The sequence below is a fragment of the Cupriavidus sp. MP-37 genome (assembly GCF_020618415.1).
GTDB lineage: Bacteria > Pseudomonadota > Gammaproteobacteria > Burkholderiales > Burkholderiaceae > Cupriavidus.
Genome location: NZ_CP085344.1, coordinates 1,459,372 through 1,478,053 on the forward strand (window position 1 = coordinate 1,459,372; position 18,682 = coordinate 1,478,053).

Annotated in this window: 16 protein-coding genes and 1 tRNA gene; 12 read left to right on the plus strand and 5 right to left on the minus strand. The window is 68.5% G+C overall.

What is annotated here, in order from left to right; genetic code table 11:
• The first annotated feature begins 71 nt into the window (after positions 1–71).
• From LIN44_RS06835 to LIN44_RS06865, 7 genes are all read left to right on the plus strand, one after another.
• On the plus strand, positions 72–2,927 hold the full coding sequence (locus LIN44_RS06835) for a DUF4118 domain-containing protein (RefSeq protein ID WP_227314075.1): 2,856 nt from the start codon (positions 72–74) through the stop codon (positions 2,925–2,927).
• A 31-nt stretch (positions 2,928–2,958) separates the two neighbouring features.
• Entirely contained in the window at positions 2,959–3,654 is a 696-nt protein-coding gene (kdpE, locus tag LIN44_RS06840) for a two-component system response regulator KdpE (protein ID WP_227314076.1), read from the plus strand.
• Between the two features lie 174 nt (positions 3,655–3,828).
• Positions 3,829–4,218 (plus strand): cupin domain-containing protein, encoded by a 390-nt coding sequence (locus LIN44_RS06845; protein ID WP_227314077.1) that lies wholly within the window; start codon positions 3,829–3,831, stop codon positions 4,216–4,218.
• 46 nt (positions 4,219–4,264) lie between these two features.
• Positions 4,265–5,242 carry a tripartite tricarboxylate transporter substrate binding protein gene (locus LIN44_RS06850; RefSeq protein ID WP_227314078.1) on the plus strand — a complete coding sequence of 326 codons (978 nt, stop codon included), beginning with the start codon at positions 4,265–4,267 and terminating at the stop codon, positions 5,240–5,242.
• Positions 5,243–5,282: 40 nt separating this feature from the next.
• On the plus strand, positions 5,283–6,449 hold the full coding sequence (locus LIN44_RS06855) for an acyl-CoA dehydrogenase family protein (protein ID WP_227314079.1): 1,167 nt from the start codon (positions 5,283–5,285) through the stop codon (positions 6,447–6,449).
• A gap of 12 nt (positions 6,450–6,461) precedes the next feature.
• On the plus strand, positions 6,462–7,622 hold the full coding sequence (locus LIN44_RS06860) for a CaiB/BaiF CoA-transferase family protein (protein WP_227314080.1): 1,161 nt from the start codon (positions 6,462–6,464) through the stop codon (positions 7,620–7,622).
• 60 nt (positions 7,623–7,682) lie between these two features.
• On the plus strand, positions 7,683–8,450 hold the full coding sequence (locus LIN44_RS06865) for an IclR family transcriptional regulator (RefSeq protein WP_227314081.1): 768 nt from the start codon (positions 7,683–7,685) through the stop codon (positions 8,448–8,450).
• Positions 8,451–8,567: 117 nt separating this feature from the next.
• Here the strand turns inward: LIN44_RS06865 and LIN44_RS06870 are convergent.
• From LIN44_RS06870 to fdxA, 3 genes are all read right to left on the minus strand, one after another.
• A tRNA-Asn gene (locus LIN44_RS06870) sits at positions 8,568–8,643 on the minus strand.
• Positions 8,644–8,885: 242 nt separating this feature from the next.
• The gene (locus tag LIN44_RS06875; protein WP_082819055.1) at positions 8,886–9,995 is read right to left on the minus strand and encodes an NAD(P)/FAD-dependent oxidoreductase; all 1,110 of its coding nucleotides are present in this window, start codon (positions 9,993–9,995) and stop codon (positions 8,886–8,888) included.
• Positions 9,996–10,081: 86 nt separating this feature from the next.
• Positions 10,082–10,405: a ferredoxin FdxA gene (gene fdxA / locus LIN44_RS06880; RefSeq protein WP_112773948.1), complete on the minus strand. Its 324-nt coding sequence runs from the start codon at positions 10,403–10,405 to the stop codon at positions 10,082–10,084.
• A gap of 367 nt (positions 10,406–10,772) precedes the next feature.
• Between fdxA and pncB the strand changes: the two genes are divergently transcribed.
• The 5 genes from pncB (at position 10,773) to LIN44_RS06905 (ending at position 16,799) form a co-directional block, all read left to right on the plus strand.
• Positions 10,773–11,951 (plus strand): nicotinate phosphoribosyltransferase, encoded by a 1,179-nt coding sequence (gene pncB, locus LIN44_RS06885; protein WP_227314082.1) that lies wholly within the window; start codon positions 10,773–10,775, stop codon positions 11,949–11,951.
• 84 nt (positions 11,952–12,035) lie between these two features.
• On the plus strand, positions 12,036–12,722 hold the full coding sequence (locus tag LIN44_RS06890) for a lactate utilization protein C (protein ID WP_227314083.1): 687 nt from the start codon (positions 12,036–12,038) through the stop codon (positions 12,720–12,722).
• Positions 12,723–12,880: 158 nt separating this feature from the next.
• A complete protein-coding gene (locus tag LIN44_RS06895) occupies positions 12,881–14,299 on the plus strand; it encodes a sodium:proton antiporter (RefSeq protein ID WP_227314084.1) in 1,419 nt (472 codons plus the stop codon).
• Positions 14,300–14,303: 4 nt separating this feature from the next.
• The gene (locus LIN44_RS06900) at positions 14,304–15,299 is read left to right on the plus strand and encodes a D-glycerate dehydrogenase (RefSeq protein ID WP_227314085.1); all 996 of its coding nucleotides are present in this window, start codon (positions 14,304–14,306) and stop codon (positions 15,297–15,299) included.
• A 9-nt stretch (positions 15,300–15,308) separates the two neighbouring features.
• Complete coding sequence (locus tag LIN44_RS06905; RefSeq protein ID WP_227314086.1) at positions 15,309–16,799, plus strand: DNA recombination protein RmuC; 1,491 nt, start codon at positions 15,309–15,311, stop codon at positions 16,797–16,799.
• A gap of 79 nt (positions 16,800–16,878) precedes the next feature.
• On the opposite strand, the gene LIN44_RS06910 is transcribed toward LIN44_RS06905, so the two are convergent.
• Both LIN44_RS06910 and glp read right to left on the minus strand, forming a co-directional pair.
• The gene (locus tag LIN44_RS06910) at positions 16,879–17,160 is read right to left on the minus strand and encodes a hypothetical protein (protein ID WP_116337407.1); all 282 of its coding nucleotides are present in this window, start codon (positions 17,158–17,160) and stop codon (positions 16,879–16,881) included.
• A gap of 193 nt (positions 17,161–17,353) precedes the next feature.
• Positions 17,354–18,652 (minus strand): gephyrin-like molybdotransferase Glp, encoded by a 1,299-nt coding sequence (gene glp, locus LIN44_RS06915; RefSeq protein WP_227314087.1) that lies wholly within the window; start codon positions 18,650–18,652, stop codon positions 17,354–17,356.
• Positions 18,653–18,682 lie beyond the last annotated feature (30 nt).

Here is an 18,682-nt window from a genome sequence, read left to right on the forward strand (position 1 = left end):
GCGGGCCATGCGCCGGCCCGCATGGCACAATCTGGCTGCGCTCGCACTGCCGTCACGTGAGCGCGCCCACCATGCCTGCGCGCCCAGCCGACGACCTCCGCCCCGATCCCGACCACCTGCTGCAACGGCTGCAGGCCGATGGCGAACGCGCCGCGCGCGGACGCCTGCGCATCTACTTCGGCGCCTCGGCCGGCGTCGGCAAGACCTTTGCCATGCTGGCGGCGGCACGCGCGCTGCGCGAACAGGGCGGCGACGTCGTGGTGGGCGTGGTCGAAAGCCATGGCCGCGCCGAGACCGAGGCGCTGGCCGAAGGCCTCGAGCAACTGCCGCGGCGCGCACTCGACCATCGCGGCCGTGCACTGCAGGAATTCGATCTCGACGCGGCGCTGGCGCGCCGGCCGGCCCTGGTGCTGGTCGACGAACTGGCCCACAGCAACGCGCCCGGCAGCCGCCATCCCAAGCGCTGGCAGGACATTGCCGAGCTGCTGTCGGCCGGCATCGACGTCTGGACCACCGTCAATGTCCAGCACCTCGACAGCCTGAACCAGGCGGTGGCCGGCATCACCGGCATCCGCGTGCGCGAGACCGTGCCCGACGCGGTCTTCGACGAGGCCGACGAAGTGGTGCTGGTCGACCTGCCCGCCGACGAACTGCTGCGCCGCCTGCGCGAAGGCCGTGTGTACGTGCCGGAGCAGGCCCGCCACGCGCAGCAGCATTTCTTTCGCAAGGGCAACCTGATCGCGCTGCGCGAGCTGGCGCTGCGCCGCACCGCCGACCGTGTCGACGACGATGTGCGCGCCTACCGCCGGCAAGCGTCGATCGAGCCGGTGTGGCGCACGCGCGAAGCGGTGCTGGCCTGCATCGGCCACGGCAGCGATGCCGCGCAGGTGGTGCGCAGCGCGCGCCGGCTGGCGGCGCAGCTGGATTGCGACTGCCATGTGGTGACGGTGTCGGTGCCGCGGCTGGCGCCGGTGCCCGACACGCCGCGCGCGCAGCTCGACGAGGCGATGCGGCTGGCCGAGTCGCTGGGCGCGCGCACCGAGACCCTGGCCGGCAGCGACATGGTCGCGGCGGTGGCCGGCTATGTGCGGCGGCACAACCTGACCAAGGTATTGATCGGCCGCACGCCGGCGCGCTGGGACGACAGCGGCGGTACGCTGCCGGGCCGCCTGCACGGCTGGCTGGCGCGGGCGCTGGCGCCGTGGCTGGGCGCGCGCGCCTGGCTGTTCGGGCGCAGCAGCTTTGCCGACGCGCTGGCGGCCGCGTGTCCGGAGGTCGACGTGATCCGCGTCGCCGCCGACGGGGTCCGGCATGACGCGCCCGATGCCGCCCGCGGCGCGCGTGGCATCGAAGCGCAAGGTGACGGAGCCGGTCCGGCACAGTGGCCCGGCCTGCTGTGGGCGGTGGCCTGGTGCGCCGGCGCCACCGCGCTGTCGGCGCTGGCGCTGCCATGGTTCGACCTGGTCAATATCGCCATGCTGTTCCTGCTGGCGGTGGCGGGGGTGGCGCTGCGCCACGGGCGCACCGCCGGCGCTTTCGCCGCGCTGGTGGCGGTCGGCGCGTTCGACTATTTCTTCGTGCCGCCCCGGCTGTCGTTCGCGGTCAGCGACGTGCAGTACCTGGTGACCTTCCTGGTGATGCTGGCGGTGGGACTGGTGATCGGGCAGCTTACCGCCGGGTTGCGCGAGCAGGCGCGCGTGTCGGTCCAGCGCGAGACCGATGCACGCACGCTGTACGAGCTGGCGCGCGAACTGTCGGCGGCGCTGACCGATGCGCAGATCGTTTCCATCGGCAGCCGCTTCCTGCGGGCGGCGTTCGATGCGCGCGCGGCATTCTTCCTGGCCGGCGCGCAAGGGCGGCTGCTGCCTGCCGCAACCGATGCAGAGAGCAATGCGCAAGCCGGCGTCGCCGCGCAGAGCGACGCGATCGACCATGTGCTGGCGCAATGGGTGTTCGACCACGGCCAGCCGGCCGGCACCGGCACCGACACGCTGCCGGCGGGCACGGTGCTGTACCTGCCATTGAAGGCGCCGATGCAGGTGCGCGGCGTGCTCGCGGTCGAGCCCCGCGCCTGGCGTGCCTTTGCGCAGCCGGCGCTGCGGCGCCAGGCCGATGTCTTCGCCACGCTGATCGCGATCGCGCTGGAGCGGCTGCATTACGTCGAGGTCGCGCAGCAGGCCTTGCTGACGATGGAATCCGAGCGCCTGCGCAGCTCGCTGCTGGCCGCGGTGTCGCACGACCTGCGCACGCCGCTGACCAGCCTGATCGGCATGGCCGAGACCCTGCAGCGCGGCACGCCGCCGCTGGCACCGGCGGTGGCCGACACGGTTGGCGCCATGCGCGACCAGGCGCGGCGCATGCATGCGATGGTGGCCAACCTGCTCGACATGGCACGGCTGCAGAGCCACAACGTGGCGCTGCGCAAGTCATGGCAGTCGTTCGAAGAACTCGCCGGCGCGGCGCTGGCGTCGCTGCGCGATGCGCTGGCGCGGCACCGCGTGGTGGTCGCCGACCTGTCGGCGCTGCCGCTGGTGGAGTGCGACGGCGTGCTGATCGAGCGCGTGCTGTGCAACCTGCTCGAGAACGCCGCCAAGTACACCGCGCCGGGCACCGAGATCCGGCTGCGCGGCGAGGTGAGCGAAAGCGCCGTGCACCTGATCGTCGAGGACGACGGCCCCGGCGTGCCGGCCGCGATGGCGCGCCAGGTGTTCGAGAAATTCACGCGCGGCGAGCGCGAATCCGCCACCAGCGGCGTGGGCCTGGGGCTGGCCGTGTGCGACGCGACCGTGCAGGCGCACGGCGGCAGCATCCGGGTCGAGCCGGTGCATCCGGCGCAGGCCGGGGGATCCGGGGCGCGCTTCGTGGTCACGCTGCCGCGCGGCACCCCGCCGGTGCTGGAGCCCGAAGCGGCCGGCCTGCCGGCCTGAATCCGCCAAACTTGCAAGGAAGCGACGCGTCATGCCATTCGAGTTTTCGCCCACGGTGCTGCTGGTGGAAGACGAGCCCCATATCCGCCGCTTCGTGCGCGCGGCGCTGCAGGACGAGGGCTGCACCGTGCACGAGGCCGATTCGCTGCAGCGCGGCCTGATCGAGGCCGGCACGCGCCAGCCGGACCTGGTGATCCTGGACCTGGGCCTGCCCGACGGCGACGGCGTCTCGATGATCGGCGAGCTGCGCACCTGGACCGAAGTGCCGGTGCTGGTGCTGTCGGCGCGCACCGACGAGACCGAGAAGATCCGCGCGCTCGACGCCGGCGCCGACGACTACCTGACCAAGCCCTTTGGCGTCGGTGAGCTGGTGGCGCGGCTGCGCGTGCTGTTGCGCCGGCATGCGCGCGCCGGCGCGCAGGCGCGGGCGCAGGTGGCGTTCGGTGATGTTGCGGTCGACCTCGCCAACCGCCAGGTCACGCGCGGCGGCGAGGCGGTGCACCTGACCCCGATCGAATACCGCCTGCTGGCCGTGCTGCTGGCGCACCGCGGCAAGGTCATGACGCACCGCGAGCTGCTGCGCGAGGTATGGGGGCCGTCCCATGCCGACAGCAGCCACTACCTGCGGGTCTACATGGGCCACCTGCGCCACAAGCTGGAGGCCGATCCGGCCCAGCCGGCGTGGCTGCTGACCGAGGTCGGCGTGGGATACCGCTTCGCCGGCTGAGTCCCGGAAGCCGCTTCACACCTCCGTTTCCGACCGATCACGCGCCGCGTGAGGACGGCGCTCGTCCATGCCATCCGCTCCCGGTAAACCCGCAATCCCGTCGAAAACGTTTGACGGGAAAATTCATGTGTATAAACTATTATTCATAAACATGAATTCAAGCAGGAGTCCCGCATGCCGGAGCAACCCGTGTATTTCGTCTCGACCGCGGACGTCGAGGGCTACCACCCCGCTAACCATGTCGGCACGCTCAACCGCCGCCTGATCGGGCCCGAGACGGTTGGTTCGCGCCATCTGGAAGTGATCCACGGCACCATCGAGAAAGGCAAGGGCGCGCTGCCGCATGCGCATCCCGGCATCGAGCAGGTCTGCTACGTGCTGGAAGGGCGGGCGGTCGCCGAAGTCGGCGGCCAGCGCCGTGAGCTGGGTCCGGGCGATTGCTGCTTCTTCCCGCCGGACCAGATGCACATCTTCACCGTGGTCAGCGACGAGCCGGCGAAGATTCTGGTGATCTATTCCCCGCCTTACGAGGAATCCCCTGAACGCGTGATACGTCCCGCCTGACAGGCGGGGGCACGGGCAGGGCACAAAACTACAGGAGACAACCACCGTGAAGTCCTTCAAGAACGCTTTTGCCGGCCTGGCGCTGGCATGCGGCGCGGCGCTGGCCGCGACCCCGGTGCTGGCCGCCGACGCATTCCCGTCCAAGCCGCTGCGCCTGGTGGTGCCGTTTGCCGCCGGCAGCGGCACCGATGCGGTGGCGCGCCTGACCGCGAAGTACCTGGGCGAGTCGCTGCAGCAGCCGGTGGTGGTCGACAACAAGCCCGGCGCCAACGGCACCATCGCCGCCGAGTTCGTGGCCAAGGCGCCCGCCGACGGCTACACGCTGTTCATGACCACCAACACCACGCATTCGGCCAACCCGTCGCTGATGAAGCAGCTGCGTTATGACCCGGTCAAGGATTTCACGCCGATCTCGCGCATGGGCAACCTGCCGTTCATGCTGGTTGTCAACCCGGCGCTGCCGGTCAAGACCCTGCGCGAGTTCGTCGACTACGCCAAGGCGCATCCGGGCCTGAGCTATGCCAGCGGCAACAGCACCGGCATCGTCTCGGGCGCGACGCTGTCGAAGATGGCGGGGCTGAAGATGCTGCACGTGCCCTACAAGAGCACGCCGCCGGCGATGACCGACGTGATGGGCGGCCAGGTGCAGGCGATGTTCGTCGACTTTGCCGCCGGCATCGCCAACGTGCGCGCCGGCAAGCTGCGCGCGCTGGCGGTGACCACCGCGCAGCGCAGCGCGCTGCTGCCGGACCTGCCGCCGCTGGCGAGCGTGCCGGAACTGAAGGGCTTCGACGTGACCTCGTGGAATGGCGTGTTCGCGCCGGCCGGGGTGCCGGCGCCGGTGGTCGAGCGGCTGAACCGCGAGCTGGTGGCGATTGCCACCAGCAAGCAGCATGCGCCGCAGTTCCACGCGCTCGGCTTCGAGCCGTTCGGCAGCACGCCGGCCGAGCTCAACCAGTTCGTCGTGGCCGAGTTGCAGAAGTGGGCGCGGCTGGTCAAGGACGCGGGCATCCAGCCGGAATAAGACACCATCGAACCGACAACGACAGCAAGCAGGTAACGCGATGAATTTCGATCTCTCCGAAGAACAGGCCTCCATCGTCGAGGCCGTGCAGCAGGTCTGCGCGCAGTTCGACATGGAATACTGGGACCGCCTCGACAAGTCCGGCACCTATCCGCACGAGTTCTACAAGACCCTGTGCGAAGGCGGCTGGCTCGGCGTGGCCATGCCCGAGGCCTTCGGCGGCGCGGGGCTGGGCATCCTGGAAGCGGCGCTGGTGATGCAGACCATCTCGCAGTCGGGCGCGGGCATGACCGGCGCGTCGGCGGTGCACATGAACGTGTTCGGCCTGAACCCGGTGGTGGTGTTCGGCACCGACGCACAGAAGGGCCGTTTCCTGCCGCCGCTGATCGCCGGCCGGGAAAAGGCCTGCTTCGGCGTGACCGAGCCCGACGCGGGGCTCGACACCACCAAGCTCAAGACCTTTGCGCGCAAGGTGCCCGGCGGCTATTCGGTGAGCGGGCGCAAGATCTGGATCTCGACCGCGCAGGTGGCCGACCGCATGCTGCTGCTGGCGCGCACCACGCCGCTGGAGTCGGTGAAGAAATCGACCGAGGGGCTGTCGCTGTTCTACACCCGGGTCGACCGCAGCAAGATCGAGATCCGCGAGATCGACAAGATGGGCCGCGCCGCCGTCGACACCAACATGCTGTTCATCGACGACCTGTTCATCCCCGACGAAGACCGCATCGGCGAAGAGGGCAAGGGCTTCGAGTACATCCTGCACGGGCTCAACCCGGAGCGCATCCTGATCGCCGCCGAAGCCATCGGGCTGGGCCGCGCGGCGCTGGCCATCGCCACGCAGTACGCCAAGGAGCGCGTGGTGTTCGGCCGCCCCATCGGCATGAACCAGGGCGTGCAGCATCCGCTGGCGCAGGCCTGGATGCAGCTGGAGTCGGCCAACCTGATGATGCTCAAGGCCGCGGCCCGCTACGACGCGGGCCAGTCGTGCGGGGCCGAGGCCAATGCCGCCAAGTACCTCGCCGCCGAGGCCGGCCACAATGCCTGCCAGACCGCGATCCTGACGCTGGGCGGCATGGGCTATTCGCGCGAGTACCGCGTCGAGCGGCTGCTGCGCGAATCGTATATCCCGCGCATCGCGCCGGTCAGCCCGCAGCTGATCCTGTGCTTTATCGCCGAGCGCGTGCTGGGCTTGCCCAAGTCGTACTGAGCGGGAGCGCCGATGCCAGACAAGCCAGCACAGGCCAGTGCGCCGACCGGGCCGCTGGCCGGGGTCCGCGTGATCGACATGACCTCGGTGGCGATGGGGCCGTATGCCACGCAGATCCTCGGCGACATGGGCGCCGAGGTGATCAAGGTCGAGCCGCCCGCCGGCGACGTGTTCCGCCACGCCGAGCCGGCGCGGCACGCCGCCATGGGCGCCAGCTTCCTCAACCTGAACCGGAACAAGCAGTTCGTGGTGCTGGACGTGAAGCAGCCCGACGACCTGGCGGCGCTGAAGGCGCTGATCGCCGGCGCCGATGTCTTTGTCTCGAACGTGCGGCCGCAGTCGCTGCGCAAGCTCGGGCTCGACTATGCCTCGCTGTGCGCGGACCATCCGCGGCTGATCTACTGCGGCGCCTATGGCTATTCGGAGTCAGGGCCGTACGCCGGCGCGCCGGCGTTCGACGACATCATCCAGGCGCGCAGCGGCATGGCGCAGTTCCAGGGCGCCAACTCCAACGAAGGGCCGCAGTACGTCAACACCATCCTCGCCGACAAGGTCGCCGGGCTGACCGTGGCCTACGCGATCCCGATGGCGCTGTACGAGCGCGAGCGCTCCGGCCGCGGCCAGGCCATCGAGGTGCCGATGTTCGAGACGCTGGTGTCGTTCCTGGCGACCGAGCAACTGGCCGGGCAGACCTTCGTGCCGGCGCTGGGGCCGGCCGGCTATCCGCGCGTGATGTCGCTGCACCGCAAGCCGTACCGCACCCGCGACGGGCATATCGCGCTGCTGCCGTACACCAGCGCGCAATGGCAGCGCTTCTTCGATGTCTCCGGCCATGCGCCGCTGGCGAGCGATCCGCGCTACGCCACGCCGGCCGCGCGCAGCGCCAATATCGATGCGCTCTATGCCACGCTGGCCGAGATCGTCGCGCAGCGCACCACCGCCGAATGGCTGGCGCTGCTGCGCGATGCCGACATCCCGCACAGCGAGGTGCCGCACTTCGACAGCCTCGCCGACGACCCGCACCTGCGCGCCACCGGCATGATGTTCGAGTACGACCATCCGAGCGAAGGGCGCCTGCGCGGCGTGGGCATTCCCACGCGCTTCTCGCGCACGCCCGGCAATATCCGCAGCTGGCCGCAGGCCTTGCCGCCAGCGCAGGGCACGGAGGACTGACCCGCGCTGCCGCCGCGTACAATCCCGGCCAACGGATACTGAAGTCGAGGAAGCCAAACGATGGCAGCAAACGAAGCGGCGGAGAAATCCGGTTACGGCAGCGTCAAGACGGCGCTGCGCGTGATCGAGATCATGGAAATCTATGCGCGCGAAGGGCGCTCGCTGACGCTGACCGAGCTGGCCAAGCTGCTGGGCGCGCCGATGTCGAGCTGCCTGGGGCTGATCCGCACGCTGGCCTCGCTGGGCTATCTCTACGAAACCGGCCGCCGCCAGGGCTACTACCCGACGCGCCGGCTGCTCGATATCGCGCAGCGCATCGCCCGCAACGACCCGCTGCTGGAGCGCGTGCAGCCGGTGCTGGAATCGCTGCGCGACACCACCGGCGAGACCGTGGTGTTCGGCAAGCTGCAGGACGACGGGCGCGTGCTGTATCTGGAAGTGCGCGAATCCCCCAACCCGGTGCGCTATATCGCCGCGCCGGGCGATCTGCGCGATGCGCATGTCAATTCGATCGGCCGCGCCATCCTCGGCACGCTGACGCCCGGCGCGCGCGCCGAACTGCTGTCAGGCGCGTCGTTTGCCACGCGCACGCCGCGCACCATCGGCTCGGCGCAGGCGCTGGAAGCGGCCATGCAAGGCTGGCAGAAGCAGGGCTGGTATCCGAACTTCGGCGAATCGTTTCCCGACCTGGGCGCCATTGCCGTGCCGGTGACAATCGGCGGCGCGACTTATGGCCTGTCGGTGGCAGGGCCGCTGCACCGCGTCGAAATCAATGCGCAAGGCATCGTCGCGGCGCTGGAGGCCGCGGCACCGTCGTTGCAAGGATAGGGAAAGAGAAGAGGGCGGTGCGGCCGGATGTGCCGCGGCGCCCGGCTTCGCGCCTGATGGCGAACCAGGCGGAAAACGAAAAAGCCCGGTGCGTTTGCACCGGGCTTCCGTATCGGTTGGCTCCCCGACCTGGGCTCGAACCAGGGACCTGCGGATTAACAGTCCGTCGCTCTACCGACTGAGCTATCGGGGAACAGCTGAGAAAGAAATTATAGCCAGTTTCTCTTTTCTTCGTCAACACCCTTTCGACATCTAGTTCTGCGAGAGGGCGCGGGGAAGGCTGGCTTGCTGCCTGGGCACGCGGTGCAAAGGGGCTGGTAGCCAGCTTCGGACCGCCGTGCTGAACAGCGAGGCCGCATTATAGCGACGGTTGCGGCTTTGTGCCAGAAAAAAACCGCCTGGCGGCGGCTTTTTTCTGCGGGAGCGGCGGCGAGATCAATCGAACACCGGCGATTCCACGCCCAGCACCTTGTGCAGCTTCGGCGAGGTGGTGGTGTACTGCATGTGGATCTTCTTCTCGGGGAAGATATACGGAGCAGCACCGAACGCGGCCAGCGCGGCCTCGTGGAAGCCCGACAGGATCAGCTTCTTCTTGCCGGGGTAGGTGTTGATATCGCCGACCGCGAAGATGCCGGGGATGTTGGTCTGGAATTTCTCGGTATCCACCTTGATCTGCTTGCGCTCGAGGTCCAGGCCCCATTCGGCGATCGGACCCAGCTTGGGCGACAGCCCGAAGAACACCAGCAGGTCGTCCAGCGGCAGGCGGCGGGTCACGCCGTCGGCGCCGCTCACCTTGATCTCGGTGAGCACGCCGTCCTTCTCTTCATAGCCGCTGATCTGGCCGACCAGGAACTGCATCTCCATCTGCTCGCACAGTTCCTTCATCTTGGCGACCGACGCCGGCGCGGCGCGGAAGCCGTCGCGGCGGTGGATCATCACCACCGACTCGGCCTTGCCGACCAGGTCCAGGGTCCAGTCCAGCGCCGAGTCGCCGCCGCCGACGATCACCAGGTTGCGGCCGTGGAAGCGGCTCGGATCCTTGACGCGGTAGAACAGCTGCTTGCCGTCGAACTTGTCGATGCCATCGACCTTCAGCGTGCGCGGCTGGAACGAGCCCACGCCGGCGGCGATGAAAATGGTCTTGGTGATGAAGCGCGTGCCGAGCGAGGTCTCGACGAAGAAGCGGCCGTCTTCACGGCGCTCGACCACGGAAACTTCCTGGCCCAGGTGGAAGGTGGGCTCGAACGGCTCGATCTGCTTGAGCAGGTTGTCGGTCAGTTCCTGGCCGGTGCAGCTGGGCACGGCCGGGATGTCGTAGATGGGCTTGTCCGGATACAGCTCGACGCATTGGCCGCCAACGACCTTCAGGGAATCGATGACGTGGGCCTTGATTTCGAGCAGGCCCAGTTCGAACACCTGGAACAGGCCTACCGGACCGGCGCCGACGATCAGCGCGTCGATTTCCAGCGGCTGGCCGCCTGCGGGGCTGCCGCCCTCGACCTGCCTGGTCGCGTCGGCAACGGGATTTGGAATGCTCAAGTCCATATTCGTCCTGATACGTTGGTTGGGCACGCGGGTGCCCGGCATTGCGGAAAGCGCGTGGGGACGGCTTTCTTTGCTGCCCGGCGCGCTCAGCGCTCCAGGTACTGCAGCTTGTCGGTGGCGTCCTTCCACTCCTCGGCCTCGGCCAGCGGGGCCTTGGTCTTGGTGATGGAGGGCCAGTTGCGGGCCAGCTCGGCGTTCAGTTCGATGAATTGCTGCTGGTCGCCCGGTACGTCTTCCTCGGCGTAAATGGCGTTCACCGGGCATTCGGCCACGCACACGGCGCAGTCGATGCACTCATCCGGGTCGATGGCCAGGAAGTTGGGGCCTTCGCGGAAACAATCGACCGGACACACGTCAACGCAGTCTGTGTAGCGGCAACGGATGCAGGATTCGGTGACAACGTGAGTCATTTCGGTTCCAGGAAAACGGGTCGGCTTTTAATGGGAAACTGTGGGGCCGCTTCTTGCCGGCGTGACGCGCCGCATCCATCACATGGAAGTGCCCGCGTCCCGCAGGGCAGCATGGGCTGGGCGAGCGCCGGCCGAGGCCTTTCGGAAACCGATATTGTAGCCGAGCCTTCTGGCAAGGATAGCCGGTCTATATAGCCGGATCAGATAGTTTTCTTATTTCTTTATGTACTTTTGATTAAACGCATGGTGGCCCCGCTGGCGGCTTTGTCTGCCCGCCGGCATGCTGCGCGGCAGCACCCGGCCAGCCGGCTGCGGCCGGACTTCAGGTAGCATGGCGTTCTGACCCGGCATCGCCGTCTGGCCCGCTATGATCATCCAGTCTCTGCTCGACACCGACCTGTACAAATTCACGATGATGCAGGTGGTGCTGCATCAGTTCCCGCAGGCGCAAGTGGAATACCGCTTCAAGTGCCGCAACGCGGGCATCGATCTCACGCCGTATATCGATGAGATCCGCGCCGAGGTGGCGCACCTGTGCCAGCTGCGCTTCACCGAGGAAGAGCTGGCCTACCTGCGCGGCCTGCGCTTCATCAAGAGCGATTTCGTCGATTTCCTCGGGCTGTTCCACCTCAACGAGAAATATGTGTCGGTGCGTCCGTCGCCGCTGGGCAACGGCGAGATCGAGATTTCGATCACCGGCCCGTGGCTGCACACCATCCTGTTCGAAGTGCCGGTGCTGGCCATCGTCAATGAAGTCTATTTCCGCCGCACGCAGCCGCGGCCCGACCTGGCCGAAGGCCGCCGCCGGCTCGAAGCCAAGCTGGCGCTGCTGAAGACACCCGAGCTGGGCGATTGCGTGATCGCCGACTACGGCACGCGCCGGCGTTTCTCGCGCGACTGGCAGGAAGAGGTGCTGCTGACCATGCGGCGCCTGCTGGGCCCGCAGCTGGCCGGCACCAGCAACGTCCACTTCGCGCGCCTGCACAATATGGTGCCGCTGGGCACGATGGCGCATGAATACCTGCAGGCGTGCCAGGCGCTGGGGCCGCGGCTGCGCGATTCGCAGGTGTTTGCGCTGGAGCGCTGGGCGCGCGAATACCGCGGCGACCTGGGCATCGCGCTGTCGGACACCTACGGCTTCGACGCCTTCCTGCGCGACTTCGACCTGTATTTCTGCAAGCTCTTCGACGGCGTGCGCCACGATTCCGGCGATCCGGTGCTGTGGGGCGAGCGCATGGTCGCCCACTATGCCGCCAACCGCGTCGACCCGCGCACCAAGACGCTGATCTTCAGCGACAGCCTCGACATCCCGCGCGTGATCGAGCTGTATCAGCGATTTCATGGCCGCTGCCGGCTGGCGTTCGGCGTCGGCACCAACCTGACCAACGACCTGGGCTACACGCCGCTGCAGATCGTGCTGAAGATGGTGCGCTGTAACGGGCAGCCGGTGGCCAAGCTGTCGGACACGCCAGAGAAGACCATGTGCGACGATCCCGGCTACCTGGCCTATCTGCGCCAGGTGTATTCGGTACAGCCCGCCGCGTAGCAGGCTTCAGTTCGGCGTGCCGCTGTATCGCCCCTATAATCGCCGCATCGCGCCTTTGCGCACTGCCACCCCAAGCCAGGTCCCATGGAAACCAACGACGCCCGCGACCGCATCTTTGCCCGCATCCGTGCCGCCCAGGGCAGGCCGGACCGGCCGAGCGCGGGCGAGCGCGGCGCCGTGGCCGACTACCTGGCGCGCCACCCGCAGGGCCCGCGTCCGCCCGCCGCGCCCGACCTGGCCGAGGCCTTCCTGGCACAGGCGCAGCGCATGGCCTCGAGCGTCGACCGCGTCGCGACCCTGGCCGACGTGCCCGCCGCCACGGTGCGCTATCTCGACAGCCTGGGCCTGCTGCGCCGCGCGATTACCTGGGATGAATTCGGCCCGCTGCCGTGGCAGGCCGCGGGCCTGGCGGTGGAGTGCCGGCCGCCGGTGCGCGACGCCGTCGCCGACCGCGAGCATGGCGACCTGGTCGGCATCACCGGCTGCTTCTGCGCGATTGCCGAGACCGGCTCGCTGATGCTGCTGTCCGGTCCCGCTACCTTCGCCTCGGCCGCGCTGTTGCCCGAGACCCATGTGGCCGTGGTGCCGCGCTCGCGCATCGTTGCCGGCCTGGAAGATGCGTTTGCGCTGGTGCGCAGCGAACGCGGCGAGCTGCCGCGCGCCACCAACATCATCAGCGGGCCCTCGCGCACGGGCGATATCGAGCAGACCATCGTGCTGGGCGCCCACGGCCCGTACCGCGTGCACGTGATCCTGGTCGACTCGGCCTGATCTGCGTGGCGCGAACCCGGTGCGCCGCAATCCGAAAATGCACGCCGCAGGGGGAAGCGCGGCAGGGCCTTGCATTACACTTGCAGGCTTGCCCGCGCGCTTTGGCATCGCGCCGCGCGCGCCCATGACCGCTGCATTGTTCGAGGAGATCCTGCCTGATGCGACGTGCCCCCGTGCTGTTGCCACTGCTGGCCATGCTGGCCGCCTTTCCCGCCGCAGGCCATGCCGCCGATCTCGACGGGGCGTCGCTGTCGCCGCTGTGGGGGCTGCCTTTTGCCGGCATCCTGCTGTCGATTGCGCTGTGGCCGCTGCTGGGGCCGAAGTTCTGGCACCACCATTACGGCAAGATCGCCGCCGGCTGGGGGCTGCTGTTCCTGCTGCCGTTCGCGTTCGTGTTCGGCGCGCATGCCGCCGCCGTCAGCACCGTGCATGCGCTGCTGGCCGAGTACATTCCGTTCATCGCGCTGATCACCACGCTCTATATCGTCGCCGGCGGCATCTGCGTGCGCGGCAACCTGCACGGCACGCCGGGGCTCAATACCGGCATCCTGGCACTGGGGACGTTTCTGGCCAGTTTCATGGGCACCACCGGCGCGGCCATGCTGCTGATCCGGCCGCTGCTGCGCGCCAATGACAACCGCCGCCACGTGGCGCACGTGGTGGTGTTCTTCATTTTCCTGGTGGCCAACGCCGGCGGCTCGCTGACGCCGCTGGGGGACCCGCCGCTGTTCCTCGGCTTCCTGAAGGGCGTGGACTTCTTCTGGACCCTGCGCAACATCTTCCCGGAGACGCTGTTTATCTGCGCGGCGCTGTTGCTGATGTTCTACCTGGTCGACCGGCACTACTACCGCAACAAGGAAGAGCAACTGTCGGTCGATCCCACCCCGGATTCCGGCGGCATCGCCATCGAAGGCAAGTTCAACTTCGTGCTGCTGCTGGCCGTGGTCAGCCTGGTGCTGATGAGCGGGCTGTGGAAGCCCGGGATCTCGTTCGACATCCTCGGCACCGAGGTGCCGCTGCAGGCCGCGGTGCGCGATGGCCTGCTGGTGGTGGTGGCGGTGGTGTCGCTGCTGGTCACGCCGCAAACGGCGCGCGCGGGCAATGAATTCAACTGGGAGCCGATCCTCGAGGTCGGCAAGCTGTTCGCCGGCATTTTCCTGACCATCATCCCGGTCATCGCCATGCTGAAGGCGGGCACCGACGGTGCCTTCTCGGGGGTGATCCGCGCGGTCAGCGACGCCAACGGCCAGCCGGTCGACAGCATGTATTTCTGGGCGACCGGCGTGCTGTCGTCCTTCCTCGACAACGCGCCGACCTACCTGGTGTTCTTCAATACCGCCGGTGGCGACCCCGCCACGCTGATGACGCGGGATGCCTCGACGCTGGCCGCGATCTCGGCCGGGGCGGTGTTCATGGGCGCCAACACCTATATTGGCAATGCCCCCAACCTGATGGTCAAGGCCATCGCCGAGAACCGCGGCGTGCGCATGCCGAGCTTCTTCGGCTACATGCTGTATTCGGGCATGTTCCTGGTGCCGCTGTTCGTCGTCATGACCTTCCTCTTCTTCCATATCTGATGCCATGAAGCCGTCCGTCCTGGTCACCCGCGCCATCTATCCCGAAGTCATCGCGCACCTGGCGCAGTATTTCGAAGTCGACGACAACCAGCAGGACGCGGTGCTCGACGCCGCGGCGCTGAAGGCGCGGCTGGCAGGCAAGGCCGGCGTGCTTGCCAACGCCGCCGATCGCATCGACGCCGGCGTCATCGCCGGGCTGCCGGCGCTGCGCGCGGTGTGCAACATGGCGGTCGGCTACAACAACCTGGACCTGCCGGCGCTGACCGCCGCGGGCATCGTCGCCACCAATACGCCGGACGTGCTGACCGAGACCACCGCCGACTTCGGCTGGGCGCTGCTGATGGCGACCGCGCGCCGCGTCACCGAGGCCGAGCACTACCTGCGCGCCGGCAAGTGGCAGCGCTGGAGCTACGACATGCTGGTCGGCATGGACCTGTACGGCAGCACGCTGGGCATCCTCGGCATGGGCCGTATCGGCCAGGCGCTGGCGCGGCGCGCCGGCGGGTTTGGCATGAACGTGCTGTACCACAACCGCAGCCAGTTGCCGGCCGACACCGAGCGCGCGCTCAACGCCCGCTATGTCAGCAAGGAAGACCTGCTGCGCCAGTCCGACCACCTGCTGCTGGTGCTGCCGTACGGCCCGCAGAGCCACCACACCATCGGCACCGCCGAGCTGGCGCTGATGAAGCCGACCGCGACGCTGGTGAACCTGGCGCGCGGCGGCATCGTCGACGACGCCGCGCTGGCGCAGGCGCTGCGCGACCAGCGCATCTTCGGCGCCGGCCTGGATGTGTTCGAAGGCGAACCGGCCGTCCATCCGGACCTGCTGACGGTGCCCAACGTCGTACTGACGCCGCATATCGCCAGCGCGTCCGAGAAAACCCGCCGCGCCATGGCCATGCTCGCGGCCGACAACCTGATCGCGGCGCTCGACCAGGGCCCGCAGGCCGGCCATCCGCCCACCGTGATCAACCCTGAAGTGATGGCGCATCGCCGCTGAGGTTTTCGCATGACCCTGATCCCGTTCCTGACGCTGGCCGCGGCGCTGCTCGCGGTCGTGCTGCTGGTGATCGTGTTGCTGCGCCAGCAGGCCGGGTCATCCGGGGCCGGCATGGCGCGGCAGCTCGACGAGATGCGGCAGGACCACGCGCGCGGCATGGAGCGGCTCGAGCGCGAGGTGCGCACCGAGGTGGCCGAGGCCGCGCGCGGCAGCCGCGGCGAGTCGGCGCAGCAGATGCTGCGCTTCCAGCAGGCGCTGTCGTCGCAGCTGACCGGCATCGCCACGCTGCAGAACAACCAGATCGACACCTTCGCGCAGCAGCTTGCCAAGCTGACCGAGAGCAACACCCAGCAACTCGAGCAGGTGCGCCAGCAGCTGCTGCTGCAGGCCCAGCAGGCGCGCGACGAGCAGGCCGGCACGCTGCGCCGCTTCGGCGACGGGCTGCAGCAGCAGCTGGCGCAACTGTCCGAGGCCAACGAGCGCCGCCTGGCCGAGGTCCGCGCCACGCTTGAGAAGAAGCTGCAGGACATCGAAGCCAACAACGCCGCCAAGCTGGAGGAAATGCGCCGCACCGTCGACGAGAAGCTGCACGCCACGCTGGAGCAGCGCCTGGGCGAATCGTTCCGGCTGGTGTCGGACCGCCTCGAGCAGGTGCATCGCGGCCTGGGCGAGATGCAGGTGCTGGCGCAGGGCGTGGGCGACCTGAAGAAGGTGCTGACCAACGTCAAGTCGCGCGGCACCTGGGGCGAAGTCCAGCTGGAAATGCTGCTGGAGCAGATGCTGACGCCGGAGCAGTACGGCAAGAACGTCGAGACCGTGCGCAACTCGGGCGCGCGCGTGGAGTTTGCCATCCGCCTGCCCGGCAAGGCGGCCGGCGCCGACAACGCGCCGGTGTGGCTGCCGGTCGACGCCAAGTTTCCCAAGGAGCAGTACGAGCGCCTGGTGGACGCGCAGGAGCGGGGCGATCCGGACGGCGTGCTGGCATTCGGCCGCGAACTCGAACTGGCGCTGCGGCGCGAGGCCCAGACCATTGCCGAAAAATACCTGGCGCCGCCGCAGACCACCGACTTTGCCATCCTGTTCCTGCCCACCGAAGGGCTTTACGCCGAGGTGCTGCGCCGTCCCGGCCTGACCGACCAGCTGCAGCGGGACTACCGCGTGACCGTGGCCGGGCCGACCACGCTGACGGCGCTGCTGAACAGCCTGCAGATGGGCTTTCGCACGCTGGCGCTGGAAAAGCGCTCAAGCGAAGTGTGGGAAGTGCTGGGCGCGGTCAAGACCGAATTCGGCAAGTTCGGCGACGTGCTGGCCAAGACCCGCGATACGCTCGAGCGTGCCGCGCGCAATATCGAACAGGCGGAAGTACGCACGCGGCAGATGGCGCGCAAGCTGCGCACGGTGGAGGCCCTGCCCGGCGAGGCCGCGCAGCAGTTGCTGGGCCTTGGTCTGGACACGCCGGTGGAAGGCGCGCCGGAAAGCGCGGAAAACAGCCAGGGTTGACCGTGCCGCGCGGCAGGTATGCGGGGGAAGAGGGAAGGGCGGCCAGGCTGGCGCCAGGCCGGGACTGGCGTGGTGCCGTTCAGCGGTCGTCTTCGGGAGACAGTTCGCGCACGTGCACTTCGATGCCGCCGAAGCGCGCGGCGACCCAGTTGTAGGCCTTGCAGGCCAGCCACAGCAGACCGAAACCGATCAGCGCATTGAGGATGATCGCGCTGAAGACGGTGATCGCCGGCAGGTCACCATAGCGGACGAAGGTCACGAACAGGCCCAGCGACACGATCGGCAGGGAGAAGCACAGGTAGACCAGCACCAGCGCGCGGGCGGTCTTGACGGGGTGGAGGTACGCAATCTCCTGATTCATGACGGGGGATACTCGAATGTTTCTGAATCGTGCGCCAAGTGTAGCGATTGGCCGATGCCAAGCATAGCCCGGCGGCCGCGGGGCAGCCGAAAGCCCCGCGACAACGGCGCGCCGACGGCAAATGTGCAGCACAAAAACGACACATTGCTACGCTCGTGTAGCGAATGGTTGCGCGCGACCCGCCGTAACGGCGCTAAACCAGCCCGTCGAACAGCATCACCTCGACCGCGTCGCCGGCCTTGACCGAATCCTGCTCGTGGCCGAGCACGATAAAGCAGTTGGCCTCGCTCATCGAGCGCAGCACGCCCGAGCCCTGCTGACCGGTGATGCGCACTTCCCACTCGCCGTCGCCGGCGCGCGCCAGGATGCCGCGCTGGTACTCGGTGCGCCCCGGCTTCTTGCGGATCGCCTGCGCGCTGCGCACGCGCAGCAGCGGCAGCGGCGGCACCGTCGCGCCCATCAGCCGGTGCAGCGCGGCGCGCACGAAATGGTAGAAGGTGACCATCACCGCCACCGGGTTGCCGGGCAGGCCGAACAGCAGCGCCGAGTGCGCGCCCGCACCGTCGGCCTGGATACGCCCGAAGGCCATCGGCCGACCCGGTCGCATGGCGATCTTCCAGAACGTGACATCGCCCAGGCGCGCCATGATCTGCTTGGTGTAGTCAGCCTCGCCGACCGAGACCCCGCCCGAGGTGATGACCGCGTCGGCGCTTTCGCACGCGGTGCGGAAAGCGGCTTCGAGCGCTTCGGGGTGGTCGCGCACCACGCCCATGTCGAGCAGGTCGACGTTCATCCGGCGCAGCATGCCGTGCAGCGTGTAGCGGTTGGAGTCGTAGACGCAGCCGGGGTCGAGCGGCTCGCCGATCGAGCGCAGTTCGTCGCCGGTGGAAAAGAACGCCACGCGCAGGCGCCTGCGCACCCGTACCTCGGCCACGCCCAGCGACGCCAGCAGGCCCAGGTCGGCCGGCTGCAGGATGCGCCCGGCCTGCAGCGCGGCCTGGCCGCGGGCCAGGTCCTCGCCGCGCAGGCGCCGGTTGTCGCCGATACGGACGCAGTCCGCGGCAAAGCGGATGCGCGCGCCGCCGGCGACGGTTTCGACAAATTCCTGCGGCACCACCGTATCGCAGCCGGCCGGCATCACCGCGCCGGTCATGATGCGCACCGCCTGCACGGCGGTGGGGGCCAGCGCGCCGGCACCCCCCGCCAGCGCGCTGCCGATCACCTCGAGCTCGACCGTGGCGGTCTGCGCCGCGGCCAGCGCCGCGCCCTGGAAGGCATAGCCGTCCATCGCCGAGTTGTCATGGGCCGGCACGTCGATGGTCGAGACAATGTCCTCGGCCAGCACGCGGTCGAGCGCGCTGCGGATCGGCAACTGCTCGATGCCGCGCACCGGCTCGACCACCTCGCCGATGATGCGGTTGGCGTGGTCCACCGGCAGCGCCGTGGGATCGTAGTCGGACAGGCAGGAAATGACGGATTGCAGGGATGGCATGGCGGCTCGGCGGCGGGCGATGGCTGGGGC

Coding starts and splice junctions, on each gene's coding strand:
- LIN44_RS06845 (WP_227314077.1), top strand. CDS start 3,829: ATGCCGGAGCAACCCGTGTATTTCGTCTCGACCGCGGACGTCGAGGGC.
- LIN44_RS06905 (WP_227314086.1), top strand. CDS start 15,309: ATGACCCTGATCCCGTTCCTGACGCTGGCCGCGGCGCTGCTCGCGGTC.
- fdxA (WP_112773948.1), bottom strand. CDS start 10,405: ATGACTCACGTTGTCACCGAATCCTGCATCCGTTGCCGCTACACAGAC.
- LIN44_RS06895 (WP_227314084.1), top strand. CDS start 12,881: ATGCGACGTGCCCCCGTGCTGTTGCCACTGCTGGCCATGCTGGCCGCC.
- LIN44_RS06860 (WP_227314080.1), top strand. CDS start 6,462: ATGCCAGACAAGCCAGCACAGGCCAGTGCGCCGACCGGGCCGCTGGCC.
- LIN44_RS06900 (WP_227314085.1), top strand. CDS start 14,304: ATGAAGCCGTCCGTCCTGGTCACCCGCGCCATCTATCCCGAAGTCATC.
- LIN44_RS06855 (WP_227314079.1), top strand. CDS start 5,283: ATGAATTTCGATCTCTCCGAAGAACAGGCCTCCATCGTCGAGGCCGTG.
- LIN44_RS06875 (WP_082819055.1), bottom strand. CDS start 9,995: ATGGACTTGAGCATTCCAAATCCCGTTGCCGACGCGACCAGGCAGGTC.
- LIN44_RS06865 (WP_227314081.1), top strand. CDS start 7,683: ATGGCAGCAAACGAAGCGGCGGAGAAATCCGGTTACGGCAGCGTCAAG.
- LIN44_RS06835 (WP_227314075.1), top strand. CDS start 72: ATGCCTGCGCGCCCAGCCGACGACCTCCGCCCCGATCCCGACCACCTG.
- pncB (WP_227314082.1), top strand. CDS start 10,773: ATGATCATCCAGTCTCTGCTCGACACCGACCTGTACAAATTCACGATG.
- LIN44_RS06910 (WP_116337407.1), bottom strand. CDS start 17,160: ATGAATCAGGAGATTGCGTACCTCCACCCCGTCAAGACCGCCCGCGCG.
- LIN44_RS06890 (WP_227314083.1), top strand. CDS start 12,036: ATGGAAACCAACGACGCCCGCGACCGCATCTTTGCCCGCATCCGTGCC.
- kdpE (WP_227314076.1), top strand. CDS start 2,959: ATGCCATTCGAGTTTTCGCCCACGGTGCTGCTGGTGGAAGACGAGCCC.
- glp (WP_227314087.1), bottom strand. CDS start 18,652: ATGCCATCCCTGCAATCCGTCATTTCCTGCCTGTCCGACTACGATCCC.